This is a genomic window from Rhizobium sp. P44RR-XXIV (genome assembly GCF_001999485.2).
In the GTDB taxonomy this organism is placed as follows: Bacteria; Pseudomonadota; Alphaproteobacteria; order Rhizobiales; family Rhizobiaceae; genus Rhizobium.
The window spans coordinates 31754-55042 of sequence record NZ_MPVZ02000023.1; the positions used below are offsets into that span (position 1 = coordinate 31754).

The 23289-nt window shown below is 60.6% G+C and carries 19 protein-coding genes and 2 pseudogenes; 9 read left to right on the top strand and 12 right to left on the bottom strand.

Features of this window, described 5'->3' with window-relative positions; translation table 11 throughout:
* Positions 1–23: 23 nt before the first annotated feature.
* Complete coding sequence (gene mtgA / locus BSK43_RS02965; protein ID WP_246662483.1) at positions 24–809, bottom strand: monofunctional biosynthetic peptidoglycan transglycosylase; 786 nt, start codon at positions 807–809, stop codon at positions 24–26.
* Positions 810–951: 142 nt separating this feature from the next.
* Here mtgA and BSK43_RS02970 point away from each other — a divergent pair, with 142 nt between their 5' ends.
* Together BSK43_RS02970 and BSK43_RS02975 are read left to right on the top strand one after the other, a co-directional pair.
* Entirely contained in the window at positions 952–1866 is a 915-nt protein-coding gene (locus BSK43_RS02970) for a polyprenyl synthetase family protein (RefSeq protein WP_077470501.1), read from the top strand.
* Between the two features lie 239 nt (positions 1867–2105).
* Positions 2106–2747 (top strand): LysE family translocator, encoded by a 642-nt coding sequence (locus BSK43_RS02975; RefSeq protein WP_068389848.1) that lies wholly within the window; start codon positions 2106–2108, stop codon positions 2745–2747.
* An 81-nt stretch (positions 2748–2828) separates the two neighbouring features.
* Here BSK43_RS02975 and ispG read toward each other — a convergent pair whose 3' ends face one another.
* Positions 2829–4082, bottom strand: coding sequence for a flavodoxin-dependent (E)-4-hydroxy-3-methylbut-2-enyl-diphosphate synthase (gene ispG, locus BSK43_RS02980; RefSeq protein WP_068389845.1), 1254 nt, complete (start codon positions 4080–4082; stop codon positions 2829–2831).
* A gap of 126 nt (positions 4083–4208) precedes the next feature.
* On the bottom strand, positions 4209–5408 hold the full coding sequence (locus BSK43_RS02985; protein WP_077470500.1) for an MFS transporter: 1200 nt from the start codon (positions 5406–5408) through the stop codon (positions 4209–4211).
* A 268-nt stretch (positions 5409–5676) separates the two neighbouring features.
* Between BSK43_RS02985 and BSK43_RS02990 the strand changes: the two genes are divergently transcribed.
* On the top strand, positions 5677–6549 hold the full coding sequence (locus BSK43_RS02990; RefSeq protein WP_077470499.1) for a DMT family transporter: 873 nt from the start codon (positions 5677–5679) through the stop codon (positions 6547–6549).
* A gap of 119 nt (positions 6550–6668) precedes the next feature.
* On the opposite strand, the gene BSK43_RS02995 is transcribed toward BSK43_RS02990, so the two are convergent.
* The 4 genes from BSK43_RS02995 to BSK43_RS03010 are packed head-to-tail and all read right to left on the bottom strand — an operon-like array spanning position 6669 to position 8695.
* Positions 6669–7652 carry an aldo/keto reductase gene (locus BSK43_RS02995; protein WP_077470498.1) on the bottom strand — a complete coding sequence of 328 codons (984 nt, stop codon included), beginning with the start codon at positions 7650–7652 and terminating at the stop codon, positions 6669–6671.
* A gap of 35 nt (positions 7653–7687) precedes the next feature.
* Positions 7688–7921 (bottom strand): tautomerase family protein, encoded by a 234-nt coding sequence (locus BSK43_RS03000; RefSeq protein WP_077470497.1) that lies wholly within the window; start codon positions 7919–7921, stop codon positions 7688–7690.
* Positions 7878–8294: a DUF2255 family protein gene (locus BSK43_RS03005; RefSeq protein WP_077470496.1), complete on the bottom strand. Its 417-nt coding sequence runs from the start codon at positions 8292–8294 to the stop codon at positions 7878–7880. The genes BSK43_RS03000 and BSK43_RS03005 overlap by 44 nt, the downstream gene beginning before the upstream one ends.
* 2 nt (positions 8295–8296) lie before the next feature.
* Positions 8297–8695 carry a cupin domain-containing protein gene (locus tag BSK43_RS03010; RefSeq protein ID WP_077470495.1) on the bottom strand — a complete coding sequence of 133 codons (399 nt, stop codon included), beginning with the start codon at positions 8693–8695 and terminating at the stop codon, positions 8297–8299.
* Between the two features lie 109 nt (positions 8696–8804).
* Between BSK43_RS03010 and BSK43_RS03015 the strand changes: the two genes are divergently transcribed.
* The 5 genes from BSK43_RS03015 (at position 8805) to BSK43_RS03040 (ending at position 13740) form a co-directional block, all read left to right on the top strand.
* Positions 8805–9698, top strand: coding sequence for a LysR family transcriptional regulator (locus tag BSK43_RS03015; protein WP_077470494.1), 894 nt, complete (start codon positions 8805–8807; stop codon positions 9696–9698).
* 238 nt (positions 9699–9936) lie between these two features.
* The gene (locus BSK43_RS03020; protein WP_077470527.1) at positions 9937–10710 is read left to right on the top strand and encodes an amino acid ABC transporter substrate-binding protein; all 774 of its coding nucleotides are present in this window, start codon (positions 9937–9939) and stop codon (positions 10708–10710) included.
* Between the two features lie 86 nt (positions 10711–10796).
* Complete coding sequence (locus tag BSK43_RS03025) at positions 10797–11477, top strand: amino acid ABC transporter permease (RefSeq protein WP_077470493.1); 681 nt, start codon at positions 10797–10799, stop codon at positions 11475–11477.
* Positions 11474–12235, top strand: a complete 762-nt coding sequence (locus BSK43_RS03030; protein WP_077470492.1) for an amino acid ABC transporter ATP-binding protein — start codon at positions 11474–11476, stop codon at positions 12233–12235. The genes BSK43_RS03025 and BSK43_RS03030 overlap by 4 nt, the downstream gene beginning before the upstream one ends.
* Positions 12236–12498: 263 nt before the next feature.
* Positions 12499–13740, top strand: a complete 1242-nt coding sequence (locus tag BSK43_RS03040; RefSeq protein WP_077470490.1) for a multidrug effflux MFS transporter — start codon at positions 12499–12501, stop codon at positions 13738–13740.
* Positions 13741–13747: 7 nt separating this feature from the next.
* On the opposite strand, the gene BSK43_RS03045 is transcribed toward BSK43_RS03040, so the two are convergent.
* The 4 genes and pseudogenes from BSK43_RS03045 to BSK43_RS03060 form a co-directional block, all read right to left on the bottom strand.
* On the bottom strand, positions 13748–14206 hold the full coding sequence (locus BSK43_RS03045) for a GNAT family N-acetyltransferase (RefSeq protein ID WP_077470489.1): 459 nt from the start codon (positions 14204–14206) through the stop codon (positions 13748–13750).
* Between the two features lie 81 nt (positions 14207–14287).
* Positions 14288–15109 (bottom strand): MBL fold metallo-hydrolase, encoded by an 822-nt coding sequence (locus BSK43_RS03050; RefSeq protein WP_077470488.1) that lies wholly within the window; start codon positions 15107–15109, stop codon positions 14288–14290.
* A 75-nt stretch (positions 15110–15184) separates the two neighbouring features.
* Positions 15185–18646: pseudogene (gene pyc, locus BSK43_RS03055) on the bottom strand (pyruvate carboxylase).
* Positions 18647–18761: 115 nt separating this feature from the next.
* Positions 18762–19502, bottom strand: coding sequence for a LuxR family transcriptional regulator (locus tag BSK43_RS03060; protein WP_077470526.1), 741 nt, complete (start codon positions 19500–19502; stop codon positions 18762–18764).
* A 367-nt stretch (positions 19503–19869) separates the two neighbouring features.
* Here BSK43_RS03060 and BSK43_RS03065 point away from each other — a divergent pair.
* Positions 19870–21638 (top strand): annotated as a pseudogene (locus BSK43_RS03065) (glucan ABC transporter ATP-binding protein/ permease).
* 413 nt (positions 21639–22051) lie between these two features.
* On the opposite strand, the gene BSK43_RS03070 reads toward BSK43_RS03065, so the two are convergent.
* Positions 22052–23143: a porin gene (locus BSK43_RS03070; RefSeq protein WP_077470487.1), complete on the bottom strand. Its 1092-nt coding sequence runs from the start codon at positions 23141–23143 to the stop codon at positions 22052–22054.
* Between the last annotated feature and the right edge of the window lie 146 nt (positions 23144–23289).

Here is a 23289-nt window from a genome sequence, read left to right on the forward strand (position 1 = left end):
CGATCGAACGACAAGTTCTGATCTCAATCATAAAGGCATTTGATATATGCATCGGCATTTCGCGCGCGGCGCTGGATGAGCGAGGCGAGCTGGCTGAGCCCGCGCCCCGGCTTGCTGGCCACGCGATCGATCGGGTTTGGCAGCGATACCGCGAGAAGGGCTGCCTGGCGGGCAGTAAGCTTGGAAGCAGGCACCTTGAAATGATAGCGCGCCGCCGCCTCGATGCCGTAGATGCCCGGGCCCCATTCGGCGACATTGAGATAGATCTCCATCATCCGCCGCTTCGACCAGACGGCGGAAGCGGAGACCGCCAGCGGCAGCTCCAGCGTCTTGCGCACGAAGGAACGGCTGTTCCACAGAAACAGGTTCTTCACCGTCTGCATCGGGATCGTGCTGCCGCCGCGTGTGGATTTGCCGCGCAATGTCTCCTGCGCGAGCATCCGCATCTCGCCCCAATCGACGCCGCCATGGAAACAGAATTGCCCGTCCTCGGAAACCATCACCGATTTCACCAGCACCGGCGCGATATTGTCGAGCGGAACCCAGCGGCGATCATATCCCTGGAAGGTCACGGCATCGCCCAGCATCAGCGTCGAGACCGGGTGGATGAATGGCAACAGATAAAGGACGATGAAAAGATAGGGCAGCAGGAACACGCCGATCAGAATCAGGACGATGCGCTGCCAAAGCGGACGGGCTCTGAAACGCGCCAAGAGGGAGGACCGTTGCGGCACCTCGCCTTCCTCCTCCTCATGATCAGTCGATATGTCCAATTGCCTGAGGTCCACGGTCGCTCCATCCCGGTGCATTCTCAATGCATCCGGGAAACGCTCTGATGCTGCACTCGTCATATCGTCTACGCAAAGCGATGACCAGAGTGCGACACGATTCCCCATATGGCTGTTGACAATTCTCGTTGCCAGCAACCGCCTCTCATGCCAAACAGCGGCCATGGACAGCACCCATTCCTCATTCGAGCACCGCCTCAAGGACAATGCCGGCAGGATCGAAACCCTGTTGAGCCAGCTTCTGGCCGATGTCAGCCTCGACGACGAAATCGTCCGCCCCAACAGGCTGCTGAGCGCAATGCGCCATGGCGTCCTGAATGGCGGCAAGCGGCTGAGGCCTTTTCTCGTCATGGAATCGGCAGCTCTCCTCGGCGGCAATGCCGAAGCCGCCCTCAGGGTGGGCGCCGCGCTCGAATGCGTGCATTGCTATTCGCTAGTTCATGACGACCTGCCGGCCATGGACGACGACGACCTGCGTCGCGGCCAGCCGACCGTGCATATCGCCTTCGACTATGCGACGGCGATCCTGGCGGGCGACAGCCTGCTGACCTACGCCTTCGACATTATCGCCGCACCCGAAACGGAACTGCCGCCCGAGCGGAAGATGGCGCTCGTTCTGGCCCTTTCACGCGCAGCCGGCATCGGCGGCATGGCCGGTGGCCAGGCACTCGACCTCGCAGCGGAAAAAGAAACACCCGACGAATCCGGCATCACGACGCTGCAGGCAATGAAGACAGGCGCGCTCATCCGCTTCGCCTGCGAGGCCGGCGCCATCATCGCAGGCGCATCGGCAGAAGACCGCAAACGCCTGCGGACTTTCGGCGAAAAGATCGGCCTTGCCTTCCAGCTCGCCGACGACCTGCTCGACCTGACGGCCGATGCCGCCACCATGGGCAAGGCGACGGGCAAGGATGCCGCCCGCGGCAAGGGAACGCTTGTCGGCCTGCACGGCCAGGAATGGGCCGAGGCAACATTGTCAAGGCTGGTGGCCGAAGCCGCCGATCTGTTATCCGGCTATGGAAACAAGGCGGATGTCCTGATCGAAACCGCCCGGTTCGTGGCGAACCGCAAGAGCTGATCCTCACGCTACGATACGAAGTGCCTGGCGGTCGGGCGAGCGGTTTTAGGTACGCGGGGGATACTCCATCAAGTATTGCCAGCCGCGCCTTCGATCCATTCCGCAAGGGAATGTCACCATAACAAGAATCCATGCGTTGCCCGCGTGATTTCCCCTCGGTTTTGTGACAAATTCCGATACCGAATTGGTCTTTAGACGCGGAATTGTCCGCGCCGGCCGACGCCCCCGGGAATTTCTCCATGCGCGAGACGCTTGCCTACCTGCCGCAGATCATGCCGGCCTATATTGCCTATATCATCGCCGTCGTTAGTCCCGGCCCTGCCATCATGGCGATCATCGGCACATCGATGACCCATGGCCGCAAGGCGGGCATGACCATTTCGCTCGGCATTTTCGGGGGATCGCTGACGTGGGCGATTGCCGCCGCCGCCGGCCTTGCCACGCTGCTGCAGACCTACGCGATGGCGCTGGAAGTTCTGAAGATCTTCGGCGGGCTCTATCTGCTCTATCTCGCCTACAAGGCATTTCGCGCCGTACGGGCGCATGGCGATGTGATGACGACCACCGCCGAAACAAGGGTACCGACCTTCAAGTCACTGGTCCTGCGCGGCTACGGCATCCACGTCACCAACCCGAAGGCGATCTTCGCATGGCTCGCCATCATCGCGCTCGGCATGCCGCAGGGCGCGCCCGCCTCCGTGGCGGTGCTGATCGTCGTCATCTGCTGCGCGACCGGCTTCCTGGCGTTCATGGGGTATGCTGTGCTGTTTTCGACGCCGCATGCGCTGAAGATCTATCGCAGCGCACGGCGCTGGATCGAAGGCGCCATGGCCGGCTTCTATTGCTTCGCCGGCATCAAGCTGCTGACGAGCAATATGTAGAGCTCTTCCAGGAAAAGTGTGCAGCGGTTTTCCGTCCGGAATGGCGTGAAAACAAACAGATCTTCTCGCTTTAGCGGCGGATCATTCCGCCGCGACGCTCTTCTGGCCGAAGCGCTTCTCGATATAGTCGGCAACCAGCGCTTCGAAGTCCGAAGCGATGTTCGGACCACGCAAGGTCATTGCCTTTTGGCCGTCGATGAAGACGGGGGCGGCCGGCGTCTCGCCGGTGCCGGGCAGCGAAATGCCGATATCGGCATGCTTGCTTTCGCCGGGGCCGTTGACGATGCAGCCCATGACGGCAACATTCAGCGCCTCGACGCCCGGATATTTCTCGCGCCACACCGGCATGTTCTTGCGGATATCGCTCTGGATATTCTGCGCCAGTTCCTGGAAGACCGTCGATGTGGTGCGGCCGCAGCCGGGACAAGCCGCGACGACGGGGATGAACTGGCGAAAGCCCATGACCTGCAGCAGTTCCTGCGCCACCTGCACCTCACGGGTACGGTCGCCATTCGGCTCCGGCGTCAGGGAAACGCGGACCGTGTCGCCGATGCCATGCTGCAGCACATAGCCCATGGCGGCAGACGAGGCGACGATGCCCTTCGAGCCCATGCCGGCCTCGGTGAGGCCCAGATGCAGCGCATGGTCGGAACGCTCCGACAGCATGGAGTAGACGGCGATAAGGTCCTGCACCTGGCTGACCTTGGCCGACAGGATGATGCGGTTGCGCGGCAGGCCGATTTCCTCGGCGAGATCGGCCGAGATCAGCGCCGACTGTACGATGGTCTCGCGCGTTACCTGCCGGGCCGACAGCGGCGAACCCTCGGCGGCATTCTTGTCCATGAGCGCAGTCAGGAGGTCCTGATCGAGCGAGCCCCAGTTGACGCCGATGCGCACCGGCTTGTCGTAGCGGATCGCCATCTCGATGATCTCGGCGAACTGCTTGTCCTTCTTGTCCTTGAAGCCGACATTGCCGGGATTGATGCGGTATTTCGCCAGCGCCTCGGCGCAGGCCGGGTGATCGGCCAGCAGCTTGTGGCCGATATAATGGAAATCGCCGATCAGCGGCACGTCCATGCCGAGCCGCAGCAGCCGCTCGCGGATCTTCGGCACGGCGGCGGCACTTTCGTCGCGGTCGACGGTGATGCGCACCAGCTCCGAACCGGCCTTGAACAGGGCCGCCACCTGCGCCACGGTCGAATCGACATCGGCGGTGTCGGTATTGGTCATGGATTGCACGACCACGGGCGCGCCGCCACCGACAATCACACCGCCGACATCAACGGCAACGGAGGAACGGCGCGGTTTGGGGTCGAAATCACTGGCAAATGACATGGAAAGCTCTCGCAGACCTTTGAAACAGGTGCCTTTCAGGTGGATCACGAAGCGGTCGTTGTCAACCGCTCCGGGCATCTCTTTTGATCGGGCGGAGCAAGCCCATACCGACCAAAAACGACGAAATTAATGCTTGCTCTCGCCGATGCCGTCAGCGTAGCGCGCCAGCGACGAGAAGGCCAGCACCACGAGCAGCAGCACCGGCAGCGCCATCAGCACCGGTGAGAAGCCGATATGCTCGGCGGCAAAGCCAATGGCGGAAGGCGCGACCAGCATGCCGGAATAGCCGAGCGTGGTGACGACAGAGATGCCGATGCCGGGCTGCAGGCCCGGAATGTTGCCGGCCGCCGAAAAGGCGATCGGCACCATGTTGGAAATGCCGATGCCGCAGAGCGCGAAGCCGAGAATCGCAATCTCCGCGTTGGGCGCCAATGCAGCGGTCAGCATGCCGATGATGGCAAAGACGGTGCAGACGCGCAGCGTCCTAATGGCGCCGAGCCAATCGCGCACGAAATCGCCAGCGAAACGCATGGTCGCCATGGTGGCCGAGAAGGCGGCGAAGCCGAAGCCCGAGAGAATGACCGATGCCCCCTTTTCCTGGCTGAGATAGAGCGCGCTCCAGTCGAGCACCGCCCCTTCCGGCACCATGCAGAACAGTGCGACCATGCCGAGCAGCCAGGGCAACGGAATCATCGGCAGCCGCGCCTTCGGCTTTGCCTCGTCGGGATGTGGCTGATCGCCGAGCACCATCGGCCAGGCAACGACCAGGAACAGGATCGCCAACACGGTGGACACTTCGGCATGGCCAAGAACGCCCCAGCGCGAGATCAGAAAACCGCCGATCGCCGAACCCAGCAGACCGCCTAGGCTCCAGAAGGCGTGGCAGGACGACATGATCGCCCGACGCATGGATTTTTCGACCGAGACGGCATTGGCATTCATCGCGACGTCCATGGCGCCGATGAAGCCGCCGAACAGGAAGAGCGCGATGGCGGCCGTCCAGACGCTCGGGGCCAGCGTCAGCGCCAGAATCATCGGCAGCAGCAGCACACCGAAAGCCCTGACGACGACCCTTGAACCGCGCACGGCGATCTGGGCGCCGGCAAGCGGCATCATCACAAGCGAGCCAACGCCGAAGACGAGGATCATCAGGCCGAGTTCGAATTTCGTGAGGTGCAGCCGCTCGGCGAACTCCGGAATCTTCGGTGCCCAGCAGCCGACCATGAAGCCGTTCATTAGGAATAGCAGGGAGACGGCCGCGCGCGATTTCGTGAAAAATCCGCTCCTGCGCGCCTCAAGACCCTCCGATCTCGTCATATTATCCATAAAAAGCCCTCCAGATCGGTGCCGCAGTCTATTTAAATCGATTGAAATCGCAATGATTGAAAACAGCCAACACAGTCACATTTCGTCTCCCTCTGTTAAAGCGGAGGCAAAGACGTCACAACCTCGAATAAATCATTCATATGTGCACGGCATTGGCAAAATGTCCTATTGACGGCGAAAAAGTAGGCTCCTATCCGTTGAGGCCTGAAAGATCCTTCAGTCGGCCCGAGTCGACAATTTTGTTGCCGGCCATCCTTTTGGTGCTTCCGTGAAAAACCCCATCAGCTATGGCATCCTGCTTACGGTGTTTGCCTACATGCTGTTCACTGCCCATGATTCGGCGGTGAAGCTGCTCGTCGCCTCCATCCCCGTCTGGCAGGTGCTGTTCATCCGAAGCTGCACCATTCTTGCCGGCTGCTTCGTCTTCGAGGGACCGTCGCTGGTTCAGAAGGTGGCGCGCTCGCCGATCATCAAGCCGATGATCGTGCGCAGCGTCATCATCCTGGTCGCCTGGATTTCCTATTATTCCGCCGCCTCCTATCTGCAACTCGCAGAGGTGACGACGCTTTATTACGCAGCGCCGATCGTCGGCACCATTTTGGCGACCATCGTGCTGCGTGAAAAGGTCACCTTCACCCGCTGGATGGCGGTCGGTGTCGGCTTCTGCGGCGTGGTGATCGCCTCCAATCCGGTGGGACTGTCGATCTCCTGGCCGGTCTATCTGGCGCTGCAGGCCGCCGTTCTCTGGGCAACCGGCATGGTGCTGCTGCGCAAGACGGCGCTGCATGAGAAGAGCCATATCCAGATGGCCGTCTCCAACATTATGTTCATCATCCTGACCGCCGGCATGGCGATCGCCCACTGGCAGACGCCGACGCTCTTCCAGGTCGTCCTGCTCGCCGCAACCGGCATCATCGCCGGCGCCGGCCAGCTGGCGCTGTTTGAGGGCATGCGCCAGGCACCCGTCTCGGTGCTGGCGCCGTTCGAATACACCTCGCTTGTCTGGGCCTTCCTGCTCGGCTACCTCATCTGGGGCGACATCCCCGGCGCCAACACCTTCATCGGTGCTATCTTGATCCTGAGCGCCGGGTTGATCATCATCGTGAGCGAGCGGATGAAAAGGCGTACGGCCGCGGCTTGAGGTCAAATGCGGACGGTTGTTGAGCTCGCCTGCGCCGCCATACCTCTCGCTGATGTCGCTACCAGCCGCGGTTGGACACTATCAAGCGCTCCAGCGGCCGACATCGCCTATTGCATCCGTCAAAGCCCGACGCGTCGCATGTGTTCATCGGAATAGCGAGCACCTTTGATCCGAATGTCTGCCGTTTCGATTTCCCGGAGATCCTCCGCAGACAATTCAACCGCCAGCGATCCTATATTTTCATCGAACCGCCCGAGCGTGCGCGTGCCAAATAGCGGAACAATCCAACTCTTCTGTGCCAGCAACCATGCAAGCGCCACCTGCGCAGGTGTGGCACCGCGCCTCGCGCCGATCCCGCTGATCAGATTGATAAGTGTTTGATTGGCTTCACGAGCTTCCGGAGCGAAGCGCGGGATGCCGTTGCGCATGTCCGACTTATCCAGTTCCGTCGTGGTGCCAATCTTACCCGTCAAAAAACCTTTGCCCAACGGGCTGAACGGGACAAAACCTATGCCGAGTTCCTGAAGCACGGGAATGATCTCCGCTTCGGGCTCACGGGTCCATAGGGAATACTCGCTCTGCAGCGCCGCGACAGGCTGAACCGCGTGAGCGCGTCGAATAGAGCCAGCACCGGCCTCCGAGAGGCCGAACCAACGGACCTTTCCTTCGGCAATCAAATCCCTGACGACGCCCGCGACATCTTCCATCGGCACCTCCGGATCGACACGATGCTGATAGAGGAGATCGATGTGATCTGTCCGCAGGCGCCTGAGACTTCCTTCGACGGCGCGACGGATATGATCCGGCTTGCTGTTCACCCCACCATGATTGACGCCTGTGATGGGATCGACATCCCACCCGAATTTTGTAGCGATCTTCACCTGCCTGCGGAGCGGTTCCAGCGCTTCCCCGACCATCTCTTCGTTCGTGAAGGGACCATAGACCTCCGCGGTGTCGAAGAAATCCATGCCGCGTTCCACTGCAGTGCGGATGAGCGAGATCATTTCGGCTCTATCCGGAAGTTCCCGCGCTTTTCCATAGCCCATGGCACCAAGCGACAGTGCCGAGACTTCAAGTCCTTGTCCGAGTTTGCGCTTTTGCATTTTTCCTTCTCCTGCTGTCGAAGGGCCACCAGCCGCTATGCAAACGGGTCGTAGCCAGGCTTCTTGTAGATCAGTTCGGCGCGATCCTGGATATCGGGCACATAGACCCTCTCCACCCAACTCGTGGCAACGAAGTCTTCGATCGCGACGGATACGGCATCCTCACCACATCCAAGCACTGAGTTCACGGCTCGGGTAAGTTCAACGGCCAGAGCCTCCTTCTGTTCACGGCTCCTGCCTGTAACCATTTTGACGATGAGATGCGGCATGATTGCTCCCTTCAATGCGTATGGTCGCGGCCCGCGCCCGCGAACTGATCATCGATCCGAGGTAACGGTTCCCGGTATATTTCGCCCGGTAGGCATCATCGATGCGGTCATTGATCGCGCCATCGGCAACGGTTTCGAAGTTGACGCTGGCTGTCATCCCTGCCGCGGTGATCCGACCGGCTTTCTGCTTCAATGCGGCTTGATACCAACGCGAGGCTTGGCCGTTATAGGCACGTACGAACAGCGCACCGTCGACAACAACCGACCAGATCCATGTCGGCGTGCCATAGGTCACGCCATCCTCTCGAAATGGGGAGATGTGAAGGTCGTCAGATGCTGCAATGCGTTTCAGTTCGTCCTCTGACCATGCCATGTCTAGCGCTCCGCATATTGCCGGTCCGTAACATGCTCCATCCAGTCCACGGCACGACCGTCCAGAGACTCCTGAATGGCTATATGGGTCATGGCCATCGTCGGAGATGCCCCATGCCAGTGCTTCTCGCCGGGTGAGAACCAGACGACGTCCCCGGCCCGGATTTCCTGTATGTCGCCACCTTCTCGTTGGACGAGCCCGGATCCTGACAGGACCACTAACGTTTGCCCGAGTGGATGTGTGTGCCATGCCGTTCGGGCACCCGGCTCGAATGTCACACTGGCGGCCGAAACTCTTGCCGGCAGCGGAGCCGATGCCAGCATGTCAACGCGAACCGAACCGGTGAACCAGTCGGCCGGCCCCCTCGCTGAGGGCTGCGACCCGATACGCTTGATGTCCATGAAACTCTCCTGTCACGACGAGAAGTGTCGCCTCCCGGAGAACATAGACCCTGCCATTTGTTTCGATTAGGCGCTAATATGAGATTGGACTTATATCGGAGATCAATAAATGCGACGCGAAGACCTTGGAGACCTCATGGCATTCCTCGCGGTTGCAGAGGAAAAAAGCTTCACCAAGGCCGCCGCTCGTCTCGGCACATCGCAATCCTCGCTCAGCCTCATCATTCGCAGGCTCGAAGAGCGGCTGGGCGTTCGCCTGTTGACACGAACAACCCGCAGTCTTGCGCCCACGATTGCGGGCGAACAATTGCTGTCGACGCTCAGCCCGGCATTCGGCAACATCGAAGCCCAGCTATCGGCGTTGAGCGAGTTCAGGGAGAAGCCGGCCGGCAATTTCAGGATTACGGCCGGGCAGCACGCCATCGATACGCTTCTGTGGCCTAAGCTATCCAAGTTTCTGGTCGATTATCCGGATATCAAGGTCGAGCTCAACGCGGAGTCTGCATTGACGGATATCGTCGCGGAGCGCTTTGACGCAGGAGTTAGGCTTGGCGATCAGGTCGAAAAAGACATGATCGCCATCCGCATCGGACCGATGGCTCGGATGATTGTCGTGGCCGCCCCGTCATGCTTCGACCATATGCCCATCCCGACCATGCCGCAGGAGCTAACAGCTTACCCCTGCATCAACATTCGGCTTCCAAGCTATGGCGGATTTTATGCGTGGGAATTTGAACGTGACGGGCACGAGCTGCGTGTGAGGGTTGATGGACAAGTGGCGTTCAATGGCGTGCCGCAATTGATAAATGCCGCACTCGATGGTTACGGACTTGCCTATGTCCATGAAGACGTCGTCAGGGAATATCTGCACGACGGGCGCCTTATCCAGGTTCTGGATGAATGGTCTCAGCCGTTTACCGGATATCACCTCTACTATCCTTCAAGGCGGCATCCTTCACCCGCCTTCACGCTGTTGGTAGAGACGTTGAAGTTTCGCCCTTGAAGAGCGAGGGAAGCAGGCTCTGACCAAAGGCAAAGGCACCGGCAATGCGCGAGTATGTCAAAGCAAAACGCCTAAAAACGTTGCCTTACCCTGCCCCAGAAATCACCAACCTCATCCCTTTGAGAAAAATATTCGCAATTGCCCTTTTATCTTGCAGTTTTCTACGCTTCCGCAATGCAATTTTTCTGCGATGTATGCCACATTGATTGAAACCGCTCTCCAGAAACGGAAGAAAACGATGAACTGGTTGAAGACTGTTGCCGCCGCCGCCCTCGTGCAGGCCGCGCTCCTCGTGCCCGCCCATGCCGGCGACAACCTCAAGGCGATCCAGGCTGCCGGTGTGCTGAAGGTCGGTACGGAAGGCACCTATGCGCCATTCACCTTTCATGACGAGAGCGGCAAGCTCACCGGCTTCGATATCGAGATCGCCGAAGCCATTGCCGGGAAGCTCGGCGTCAAGGCGCAGTTCCTGGAAGGCAAGTGGGACGGCCTGATCGCCGGTCTCGATGCCAACCGCTACGACACCGTCATCAACGAAGTCGGCATCACCGATGCCCGCAAGCAGAAGTATGATTTCTCCGATCCCTACATCGCTTCCAAGGCCGTGCTGATCGTCAAGGACAGCAACACCGACATCAAGGATTTCCCCGATCTCAAGGGCAAGAAGTCTGCACAGTCGCTGACCAGCAACTTCGGCAAGCTCGCCACCGAGTCCGGCGCCGAACTCGTCGGCACCGACGGCTTCGATCAGTCGATCCAGCTTGTGCTGACCGGCCGCGTCGATGCGACGATCAACGACAGCCTCTCCTTCCTCGACTTCAAGAAACACAAGCCCGACGCGCCGGTGAAGATCGTCGCCCAGCAGGCCAATGCCGATTATTCCGGCGCTATCATCCGCAAGGGGGAGCCGGAACTGCAGGCCGCCATCAACAAGGCACTGGCCGATATCAAGGCCGATGGCACCTATGACAAGATCTCCAAGAAATACTTCGGACAGGACGTTTCGAAGTAAGGGAATAGGCAGAAACGTGAAATTGTGAAAAAGATGCGTCCGGGGACATCTCCGGACGCATTCTCTTATGGAAAGGGCGCTTCTGCGTGGAGCACTGGTTGCAATTGATGTGGGAGTCTTTGGGTACGCTGCTTTGGGCAGGGCTCGTCTTCACCATCCCGCTCACCCTGATCACCTTCGTCCTCGGCCTGCTGCTCGGCCTCGTCACCGCCGTCGTCAGGCTGTTCGGTCCACGGCCGCTCGTCGCCGTCGCGCGTTTCTATGTCTGGGTGATCCGCGGCACGCCGCTTCTGGTGCAGCTCTTCGTTATCTTCTACGGCCTGCCGAGCATGGGCATCCTGCTGGACGCCTTCCCGGCCGCCGTCATCGGCTTCACGCTGAATGTCGGCGCCTACTCGTCCGAAATCATCCGCGCCGTCATCTCCTCGGTGCCCAAGGGCCAGTGGGAAGCTGCCTATTCCATCGGCATGAACTGGCGCCAGGCGATGAGCCGCACCATCCTGCCGCAGGCAGCGCGCGTTGCCGTGCCGCCGCTGTCCAACACCTTCATCTCGCTGGTCAAGGACACCTCGCTTGCCGCCGCCATCACCGTGCCGGAGCTGTTCCAGGCCGCGCAACGCATCGTCGCGACCACCTATGAGCCGCTGATCCTCTATATCGAGGCGGCCATCATCTATCTCGTGCTCAGCACCTTCCTCTCGACGCTGCAGGGTTACCTCGAACGCCGTTTCGCCCGCTCCGGCGGCACGCTGGAGGCACAGGCATGATCGAGCTGTCGCATATCGAAAAACGCTTCGGCGACAACGTCATCCTCAAGGATATCAGCCTCGTCATCCCTGAAGGCACGGTGACGGCGCTTGTCGGGCCTTCGGGCGGCGGCAAGAGCACGCTTCTGCGCTGCATTAACCTCCTCGAAATCCCTACGGCCGGCACCATCCGCATCGGCGACGAGACGGCCACCTTCCAGCCCGGCAAGAAGCCTGCCTGGCAGGACATCCAGAAGATCCGCCGCCAGACCGGCATGGTCTTCCAGAATTTCCAGCTCTTTCCTCATCAGACCGCCATCGGCAATGTCATGGAAGGCCTGACGACGGTGTTGCGCTGGCCGCAAGACAAAGCCCGCGCCCGCGCCGTCGAGCTTCTGACCAAGGTTGGCATGGCGCACAAGATCGACGCGTGGCCCTCGACACTGTCAGGCGGTCAACAGCAGCGTGTGGCGATCGCCCGCGCGCTTGCCCCCTCGCCGCGCGTGCTGCTCTGCGATGAGCCGACCTCGGCCCTCGATCCGGAATTGGCGGCGGAAGTGGTCGATGTTCTCGGCAAGCTTGCCAATGAGGGCACGACCATGGTGATGGCGACGCACGACCTGCGGCTTGCCTCGAAGATCGCCAATAATGTGGTCTTTCTCGAAGCGGGCAACATCGTCGAGACCGGCTCCTCCCGCAGCATATTCGGCGCCCCGGCGCAGGAGCGCACCAAGCAATTCATCTCGACGCTCAATGCCAGCCATAGCTACGACATATGAGCGGCAGGGCATCGCGAAGCGCCCATTGCGCCCGAAGAGGCGCATTGACGGCATGCGGCTTTCTGGTTAGCTCTTATGCCATGAACACGACATTGGTCATCGTAGTGGTAGGAAGGCGCATGGGCAGGATGGTGTAACCATCCGGCGAAAGCTCCCATGCGCGGTAAGCAGGCTCCTGACGGGGCCTTTTTTATTGCCCGAAATCCGGACAGCACCTCGTCAGATCTTCCTCGACTTCCCCCACTTCCAAGACGGACAAGGCCATGACGCGCAACGAGAGCCGCATCGAAAGTTCAGCAAAGCAAACCATCGAAAACCCGGAAACTGAAAGGGCGCCGCCGAGGCTGACGACCCTCATCCTGCTTTCGGCGCTTGCCGTGTTGCCGGTCAACATGATCCTGCCTTCGCTGCCGAAGATCGCTGCGGCATTCCATGCCGATTTCGCCCTCGTGAACCTCTCGGTTGCCGGCTTTTCCATCGTCACTGCGTTCCTGGAGGCGATCGGCGGCGTGATATCGGACCGCTTCGGCCGCCGACCGGTCGTCCTGACGGCGCTCTCGGTCTTCATCGTCGCCTCGATCGGCTGCGTTCTCGCCCCTGACATCGGCATCTTCCTGCTATGCCGCATGATGCAGGCGTGCATCGGCCCCTGCTACTCCGTCGCCCTCGTCATCATCAAGGAAACTTCAAACGATCGGGAGGCCGCCAGCAAATTCGGCTATCTCGCCATGGGATGGGCGCTGGCGCCCATGGTCGGCCCCCTGTTTGGCGGTTCGCTGGACGAGGTTTTCGGCTGGCAGGCAAGCTTCGTCACCCTCGCGATCCTGGGCATCGCGGCCTTTCTTCTGTCCCTACGCGAACTGAAGGGATCGAGAGCGCCCATGTCGGGTGCGCGGAGAAACTATCTTGCCTCTTACGGCCTGCTGCTGCGCTCGGCACGATTCTGGGCCTATGCGCTCTGCATGGCATGCTCGATGGGCGTGCTCTATATCTTCCTCGGTGGGGCGCCGCTCACGATCGGCGACACGCTTGGCGGCTCAAGCGCAATGCTCGGCTTCTATATGGGCCTGGTTCCCGCCGGCTTCATACTCGGCAGCTATCTGGCCGGTCGCTACGGGGCACGCATCCCTCTCGGCATGATCCTTGTCATAGCGCGGTTTCTTACCTGTATCGGCTTGATATCAGGCCTTACCCTGTCGCTGTCCGGCATGACGCATGTTTGGGCGCTCTTCGGCCCCTGCGTCTTCATCGGCATCGGCAACGGCCTCACCATGCCGGCGGCCAATAGCGGCGCGATGTCGGTACGATCAGATATGGTCGGGACGGCCGCGGGGCTCGCCGCCGCCATGCGAATATCAGGCGGCGCGCTCATCGGCTCCATTGCCGGACTATTCCTCGAGCGGTCGCCGACAATCCATACCCTGTTCACCCTGATGCTGATGTCGGCCTTGCTCGCGCTACTGGCGGCATTCTGGGCTGCCATGATCGAGAAACGGGCCTGCTGAAGGGCGGCTAACCGACACGCTTGCTCATATGGACAAGAAAACTGTCCTTGAGGGGTTCTTCGCGATCGATCGCATAGCCGTGTCTCAGATAGAGCTGCACGTTCTCGGCAAAACGCTTGTTGGTATAGAGCCGGAGTACCTTCAGGCCGAGCGAAGCAGCCACCTGCTCGGCATGGGCAAGCAGCTTTTTACCTATGCCCTTTCCCTGATGGCGGGGCGATACGGCGATGTTCTCGATCAACAGATGACCGGCGCCCGGCGCCATCTCGATCAGAGCTACAAGCTCTCCATCGGCCTCCACCAGATCGATGCGATGCTTGCGCACGGCTTCGGCATAGTTTGCCGTCATCGGCAGCGGCTCACGACCGATGAGCGGCACCCATTTGCCGTAGGCTTCACGCGTCAGCGCGCGAATGGCATCGACATCGGCATCGGTTGCCGCCCGCAAGGAAATCGCTTCCGTCACTCCTCCACCCTCCTTCGCTCGGCCAACTCGTTTGCGCGGCTTTTGCGGCAAGGTTTCCCATCCTCTCCGCGGCTGGAAATGTCAGGCCGGCAGGATCTTGTAACCCTTCGCGCCCCGCTCCACGCGGCCAAAGCCGGTGATGTGGCCGCCGGCGACGATCCAGCCTTCGCGGGCCGCGTCTTCCAGAGCCACTTGGCGGGTGCGGGCCGCCTGCCCGGGATCGAGATCATAGGCAAGGCCGATTTTCGGGTCACCGGGCTGTAGATCCCCGACATGCAGGGTATCACCCCAGATCAGCAAGGAATTGTCGCCGCCGCGAAGCAGATAGCCTGTGTGGCCGGGCGTGTGCCCCGGCAGCGAATGCGCCTCTATGCCGGTAAGCACTTCGCCTGGCCCGATCCGCTTTATGCGCGACCCGTAGACGCGCTGCAGCTGCTCGGCAATCTTGAAGCCACCGCGTCTCGCCTCCGGCAGCGCCTCACGTTCAGCCTGATCGGTGAAAAAGGCGATATCACGCTCCGGTACGAACACCTCTGCATGCGGGAAATACGGCTCGTCGCCATCGAACAGGCCGAGTGCATGATCGCCATGGATATGGGTGAGCAGAACGCCCTGGATTTCATCCGGCGAAATACCCGCATCATGCAATGCCGATCGTGCATGGCCGTATTTCGGCCCCCAGGACGTGCCCGTCCCGGCATCGATCAGAAAAGCCCCGGCAGGCCCGCGCAGAAGGAAGCAGTTCACATCCACCTGAAGCGTCGGCTTGCCCCAGGTTTCAATCGCGTGCCGCCGGGCAGCATCGCCATCCGCGTGGACCAACACATCCGCCGGCGCCTCGAAGAGGCCGTCGAGCAGAAGTGTAACGTCGTATTGCCCGATATGCAGGGAACGATCAGTCATGGCTGCGCCTCTGTCCGAAAAGCTGCACAAAAAGGGCCGGCTCCGAGCCGGCCTTTTTCGTATCTCTATGGACGCTCAGGCGCCGTAGACGACAAGCAGATCCTTGGCGTCGATCTGGTCGCCGGCGCGCACCAGCACCTCGGAGATCGTGCCGTCCTTCTCCGCATGCAGCGCCGTCTCCATCTTCATCGCCTCGATCGAGACGAGAACATCGCCGGCCTTGATAGCCTGCCCCGACGAAACGAAAACAGTGGAGATGACACCCGGCATCGCGCGCCGACATGGGCTGCATTGCCCGTCTCAGCCTTGCGGCGCACCGCGCTGCCGGAAGCGCCATGGGCGCGATCCGGCACCTTGATGCGGCGTGGCTGGCCGTTGAGCTCGAAGAATACGGTCACCATGCCCTTGTCGTCGGTCGCCGTCATCGCCTGGTTGACGACGACAAGCGTCTTGCCCTTCTCGATTTCGGCAAACAGCTCGCCGCCTTCCTTCAAGCCATAGAAATAGGCGGGCGTCGGCAGCACCGAGACCGGGCCATAGGTATCTGCGGCCAGCGCATAGTCGGTGAAGACCTTCGGGTACATCAGGTAGGAGGCGAATTCGAAATCATCGACCTTGCGCTCCAGCTTGGTCTCGATCGCTTTGCGCTCGGCATCGAGATCGGCCTCGGCCAAGAGCGAACCAGGACGCACCGTATAGGGCTTGTCGCCCTTCAGCGCCTTCTTCTGCAGGGCATCAGGCCATCCGGCCGGCGGCTGGCCGAGATCGCCCTTCAGCATGGAGACCACGGATTCGGGGAAGGAGACTTCACGATCCGGGCTGACGACATCAGACACCGTCAGGTCCTGGCTCACCATCATCAGCGCCATGTCGCCGACAACCTTGGAAGACGGCGTTACCTTGACGATATCGCCAAACATCTGGTTGGCGTCGGCATAGGCCTGAGCCACCTCGTGCCAACGGGTCTCGAGGCCGAGCGAACGGGCCTGTTCCTTGAGGTTGGTGAACTGTCCACCGGGCATTTCATGCAGGTAGACTTCCGAAGCGGGCCCCTTGAGATCGCTCTCGAAGGCAGCATACTGGTGGCGCACGGCCTCCCAGTAGAAGGAGATGCGGCGGATCCATTCCGGATCGAGGCCCGGATCGCGCTCCGTACCCTTCAGAGCCTCGACGATCGAGCCGAGGCAAGGCTGCGAGGTATTGCCCGACAGCGCATCCATGGCCGCATCGACGGCGTCGACGGCCGGCATCGACGGCGGCGAGCACCGTTGCAGCCGCAATGCCCGACGTATCATGGGTGTGGAAGTGGATCGGCAGGCCGGTCGCCTCGCGCAGTGCCTTGAACAGCACCTTGGCAGCAGCAGGCTTCAGCAGGCCGGCCATGTCCTTCAGCGCGATGATGTGCGCACCGGCCTTTTCCAGCTCGACGGCCAGATCGGTATAGTACTTCAGATCATATTTCGGCCGGGCGGAATTGAGGATATCGCCCGTGTAGCAGATCGCCGCCTCGCAGAGCTTGTTCTCCTCGGCAACGGCATCCATCGACACGCGCATGTTTTCGACCCAGTTCAGGCAATCGAAGACGCGGAACAGATCGACACCGCCCTTGGCCGCCTGACGAACGAAGTATTTGACGACGTTGTCGGGATAGTTGGTGTAGCCGACGCCGTTTGCGCCGCGCAGCAGCATTTGCAGCAGCAGGTTAGGCGCCGCTTCGCGGATGAGCGACAGGCGCTCCCACGGATCTTCGGTAAGGAACCGCATGGAAACGTCAAAAGTGGCGCCCCCCCAGCATTCCAGCGACAGCAGCTGCGGCAGGGCGCGCGCATAGGTGCCCGCTACGCTGGCAATATCATAGGTACGCATGCGCGTGGCGAGCAGCGACTGATGGCCGTCGCGCATCGTCGTGTCGGTCATCAATACGCGTTTTTCATTGCGCATCCATTCGGCGAATTTCTGCGGGCCGAGCTTGTCGAGCAGCTGCTTGGTCCCGTCTGGGACCTTCGCGTCGATATAGGGCAGGACCGGTTCGGACGCCTTCGGCGAAGGTGTCGGGCGGCCGCGCGTTTCAGGATGACCGTTGACAGTGACATCGGCGAGATAGGTCAAAAGCTTGGTGGCGCGATCCTGGCGCTTGACCTGCTGGAACAGCTCCGGCGTCGTATCGATAAACCGCGTCGTATAGCTGTTGTCGCGGAATTTCGGGTGGGTGATGATCGCTTCGAGGAAGGTCAGGTTCGTCGCGACGCCGCGAATGCGGAATTCGCGCAGAGCACGGTCCATGCGGGCGATCGTCTCGTCCGGCGTCGACGCCCAGGCCGTCACCTTGACCAGCAGCGGATCGTAGAAGCGGGTGATGATGGCGCCTGAATAGGCCGTGCCGCCATCAAGGCGAATGCCGAAGCCGGCGGCAGAACGATAGGCGGTGATGCGGCCATAATCCGGAATGAAATTGTGCTCGGGATCCTCGGTCGTCACGCGGCACTGCAGCGCATGGCCGTTGAGGCGGATATCCGCCTGCTTGGGAACGCCCGATTCCGGCGTGCCGATGGCAAAACCGTCGAGGATATGGATCTGCGCCTTGACGATATCGATGCCGGTGACGACTTCGGTCACCGTATGCTCGACCTGGATGCGCGGATTGACTTCGATGAAGTAGAATTTGCCGGTATCGGCATCCATCAGATATTCGACGGTGCCGGCGCCGACATAATTGGTCGCACCGGCGATCTTCAGCGAATAGGCCGCCAGTTCCTGGCGCTGCGCATCCGTGAGATAGGGCGCCGGCGCGCGCTCCACGACCTTCTGGTTACGGCGCTGAACGGAACAGTCACGCTCGAACAGATGCACGACATTGCCATGCGTATCACCAAGCACCTGGCTTTCGACGTGGCGGGCACGCTCGACGAGCTTTTCGAGGTAGACTTCATCCTTGCCGAAGGCAGCCATCGCCTCGCGCTTGGCCTCGGTCACTTCCTTGGCAAGATCGGCCTCGGAGCGGATGGCGCGCATGCCGCGACCGCCACCGCCCCAGGATGCCTTGAGCATCACCGGATAGCCGATCTCTTCGGCCATCTTGGCGACTTCCGCCATATCGTCGGGCAGCGGCTCGGTTGCCGGGACCACCGGCACGCCGACCGAGATCGCCAGATTGCGGGCGGCGACCTTGTTGCCAAGCTGGCGCATCGTGTCGGCGCGCGGGCCGATGAAGATGATGCCGGCGGCATCGCAGGCATCGACGAATTCCGGGCTCTCAGAAAGCAGTCCGTAACCGGGATGGATCGCATCGGCACCGGAGAGCTTGGCGACGCGAATGATCTCGTCGATCGACAGATAGCTCTCGATCGGACCGAGATCGCGGGCAAGATGCGGGCCGCGGCCCACCTGATAGCTCTCGTCCGCCTTGAAGCGATGCAGTGCCAGTTTGTCTTCCTCGGCCCAGATGGCCACCGTTTTTATGCCAAGCTCGTTGGCGGCACGGAATACGCGGATGGCGATTTCGGAACGGTTGGCAACCAGGATCTTGGAAATGGGCAATGCAGTCTCCTCATGCATCGAAACGGGCAATGCTGCACCCGCGAAGAAAATTCTTAACTTCTTGTCACAAGAAGTGTCAATTTCCCCGGCGGGTCGGAAATCAAAATAGTTGCCGCTACGGAATAAGTCCGTTTCTGAAAGCAATGGCAACGATGTGCTGTCGGTTCTTGGCTTTCAGCTTGTCCTGAATGCTGTTCATGTACCAATCGACCGTGTGATTGGAGATCGCCAGCAGCCGGCTGATCTCGATCGACGTCATGCCATCGGCCAGATGGCTCAGCACTTCGAGCTCGCGCTTGGTCAGCTTCAGATCGTCCTTGGCAGCCTCCTCCAGCGATTGCGCCTCGTCGCGCAGCTCCAGAAGCCGCCAGAACGCCTTCTTGGCAACCGCATCGAACAGAGACAGCTCCGTCGGCGACAGATCCACAGCGTCGCCGCCGATCGTCATGGTGCCAAGCAGACCGTTGCGCCCGTGAATCGGGAAGATGTAGCCGTCGACCAGCCCGTTGGCGCGAGCATCCGCCATCATCTGTTCCATTCGCCGCCAAAGCGGGTCCAATTTCTGCGCAGCCACGGCATCGCTCCAGCGAAATGGACGCTGCGCCCGGGTGGCATAGCGCGCCACCGGATCCACAAGCATGTATCTCTTGTTCATATAGGTTAGCGGCCATTTGTCGGGCCATCGACCCGCCAGAATGAAGCTGGCGATATCGACATTCGGTCGCGGCTGCTTCAGCAATCCATAAAAATCGAACTTGTAGGAACGCAGCACAAGCTCGAGTTCACCCACGACATTCTTGGCAAGCTTGCATTCTTCGATGACCACAAGCAGTTGTAATAAAGAATGGATATTCACATCTACCCCTTGGCTTTTCAGCCTGAATTGCTGGCGCGCGGACATCCCCATTCATGTCCCCCCGGTTCAAAACGCACCTCGTCGCCAGCGACCTCCCCATGCCCACATGGAATTAAACGCTTATGGCGAGCTTTTTGTCATTCAACCCTGGATGGCAAGTCTTGCGCGATATGGGAACGCGACGCCACGAGAAACCATAAACTGTCATATTTTAGCGAAGACCGATAGCGCCTGCTACATGATCTCGCGCGTATTACGCGAAAATTATCGTGAGAAAACAGCTTCAGATTCCGTTAATCGCCGGTTCAGGTAGCGATCTGTAGTGTCGCAGCATTCCTAGTTTTGCTTGTGCAAGAGGGTGCCAGACGTGTCGCTGTTCAAAGTCTATGCAAGAGCCCTGAAGTATCTTGGCGCGTATCGATATCGCGTCTGGATGGTCGTGATCGCAAACATCGCATTGGCGATGACGACGATCTACGAACCGGTTCTATTCGGCCGCATCTTCGACGCCATTGCCAAGAAAGAGGCAGTGACGCCGACCATGATGCTCTGGGCCGGTTTTGCCGTGTTCAGTGCCGTGGCCTTCATCGTGGTATCCCGCGAGGCGGATCGTCTCGCACATGGTCGCCGCGCATCCTTGCTGACCGAAGCATTCGGCCGCATCATTTCCATGCCCCTGTCCTGGCATAGCCAGCGCGGCACGGCGAGTGCGCTGAACACGCTGCTGCGTGCCTGCGAAGCACTGTTCGGCCTGTGGCTCGAATTCATGCGCAATCACCTGACGACCGCCGTTGCGCTGGTCGTGATGATCCCGACCGCCATGGCCATGGACCTGCGTCTCTCGGCCGTGCTCATCCTGCTCGGCATTTTCTACTGGACCATCGGCCAGCTCGTCATGAGCCGGACGAAGGACGGCCAGACTTCGGTCGAAGGCCACTACAATACGGTCTTCTCGCATGTCAGCGACTCGATCAGCAACGTGTCGGTGCTGCATAGCTACAACCGCATCGAAGCCGAAACCAAGGCGCTGAAGTCCTTCACCGAGCGGCTGCTTGCCGCCCAGTATCCGGTCCTCGACTGGTGGGCACTTGCCGGCGCGCTGAACCGCACCGCCTCGACTGTTGCCATGATGGCGATCCTGATGATCGGCACCGTGCTCGTCCAGGACGCAGCCTCAGCCTCGGCGCGCTGATCACCTTCATCGCCTTCGCCAACGTGCTGATCGGCCGTCTGGAACAGCTGCGTAACTTCGCCAACCAGATTTTCGAAGCCCGCGCCAAGCTGGTGGACTTCTACACGCTGGAAGATTCGGTCCGCGAACGCGAAGAGCCGGCTGGCCTGGCCGAAATCAGGGACGTCAAGGGCGAAGTGGAATTCCGCAACGTTTCCTTCGGCTTTGCCAGCACCTCGCAGGGCCTGCACGACATCTCCTTCAAGGTGAAGGCTGGCCAGACCGTTGCCATCGTCGGCCCGACCGGCGCCGGCAAGACGACGCTGGTCAACCTGCTGCAGCGTGTCTTCGATCCGCAGTCCGGCCAGATCCTCGTCGACGGCAACGATATTACCAAGGTGACGCGCCGCTCGCTGCGCCGCTACATCGCCACCGTCTTTCAGGATGCTGGCCTGCTGAACCGCTCGATCAGCGACAACATCCGCCTCGGCCGTGAAGGCGCGACCCAGGAAGAGATGATCCGCGCCGCTCAGGCGGCCGCCGCCAACGACTTCATCGAAACCCGCGAAAGCGGCTACGAGACCCGTGTCGGCGAGCGTGGCAACAAGCTGTCCGGTGGTGAACGCCAGCGTATCGCGATTGCCCGCGCCATTCTGAAGGATGCGCCGATCCTCGTGCTTGACGAAGCCACAAGCGCGCTCGACGTTGAAACGGAGAACAGGGTCAAGGCGGCGATCGACAATCTTCGCCAGAACCGCACGACCTTCATCATCGCCCACCGCCTGTCGACGGTACGCGAGGCTGATATCGTCCTCTTCCTCGAGAACGGTCGCGTCATCGAGAACGGCAGCTTCAGCGCGCTCAGCCAGAGCAACGGCCGCTTCGCCGCCCTGCTGCGCGCCAGTGGTATCTTGACGGACGAAGAAGTCCGCAAGGCACATACGACGGAACACGAAGCCGCCTGATCTTCGCAAGGGGCCCAAGATCGAAGCCGGGAGAGCACCACTCTCCCGGCTTTTTCGTTGCCGAACCGTCTGGTCGGATAACGTTTGTCGGGCCAGCGTGATCTCACTAGAACCTGTGCCTTGCCCCTCACCCCAGCCCTCTCCCCGTTAAACGGGAGAGGGAGCTTATCGCACAAAGTCAGCTCTTTCCCACCACGAGTACCGCAAACACAGGACGAGTCCCCTCTCCCCGCCTGCGGGGAGAGGGTTAGGGTGAGGGGCTTTGCCTGCCAAAACTTGCGTCCAGAAAACGCAGCCGGCCCCAAAACAAAGAAAGGCCCGGCGGGAAAACCGGGCCTTTCCGCTTTTCTGATCGGAGGTCAATTCGGCTGGGCGCTACCAGGAGTTAACATCGGCACCCAACTGAGATCGGATCAGAACTTGCGCTCGAAGCGGAGTACGCCGGCCCACTGGTCGCGGTCGGCGGCATCCCAATTGGTGTAGGAGACTTCCGGCTCGATCAGCAGATCCTTGACCGGACGCCAGGCAACGTTGGCCGTGGCGGCGAAGATCTTCGAGTCGGTGTAGGCCACCTGAGCATTGGCCTGCAGTTTCGGGTTCAACTGATAGCTGGCACCCGTCCAGAACGCCCAATCACCCCAGCCGCAATCCGCGCCATTGGTCGGGCAGGCGGAACGGTTGCTGTTGAGATAGGAGCCGGCATACTTGTTCAGCTTGTCGCCGTTGGTATTCCAGCCACCCATGAGGAAGGCCTTGAAGGCACCGAAGTCGGCATCGACACGGGCCTTTATCGCACCTTCTTCGACGACGCTGTCATAGCCGCCGATGACGCGAAGGGTCCATGCACCCGTCTTGTAGCCGGCGCCGAGAACGACGTCGGGAGCATAATGGTTGCCCTTGCCGGTCTGCCATGCGCCGCCATAGGACGAGGTGTCGCTCGCCGAGTTGGAATCTTCCAGCGAGATCACAGCCGTGAAGCCGTTGCCGGCATCATATTTGTAGGTGAGCTGGTTGAGTTCCTTCGGGCCGTCATAGATGACGTCGTCGTTGATGACGTTGCCGGCATAGCCCATGTAGTAGTTGTACTGCGAGTCCGCCTTGCCGACGAGGAAGCCGCCGAGGCTGATATTGGCCCAGAGCAGCTTGGTGCTCGTGGTGTTGCCGTCGTTCCAATCCCAGCGGATGACCGTATTGGTCTTGAGCGGACCATATTCGGTGTCCGTCGCGGTATCGACGGCCAGCTCCGCGCGCGTGTGCCACAGCGTGCCGACCTTGCTGCGGGCATTATAGGCATCGTGCCATTCGCCTTCGGTGCGGACGCGACCGCCGACTTTCAGGCAGGTTTCAGTGCCAGGAATAAAGAAGTAGCCAGCGCCATAGGCATCGCAAATGCGAACATACTGAAGCGGTTCCGGCTCGGCAGCCACAATGGCGTCAGCCGCCTGTGCCCCCGATGCAGCTGCCAGAGCGGCGGCCGAACCGAGAAGAAGACTTCTGATATTCATAGATTACTCCAATCCAAAATAGATTGGGCATGAGTTATCGCGCCGAAAATTCGACGATCCCTACCCCATTCCCGATTTTGATAATCCCCACGATTGCACGGCGCTTCCTTTCGGAAACGCCGGCGACGCGATGGCGGCGCTCCCCG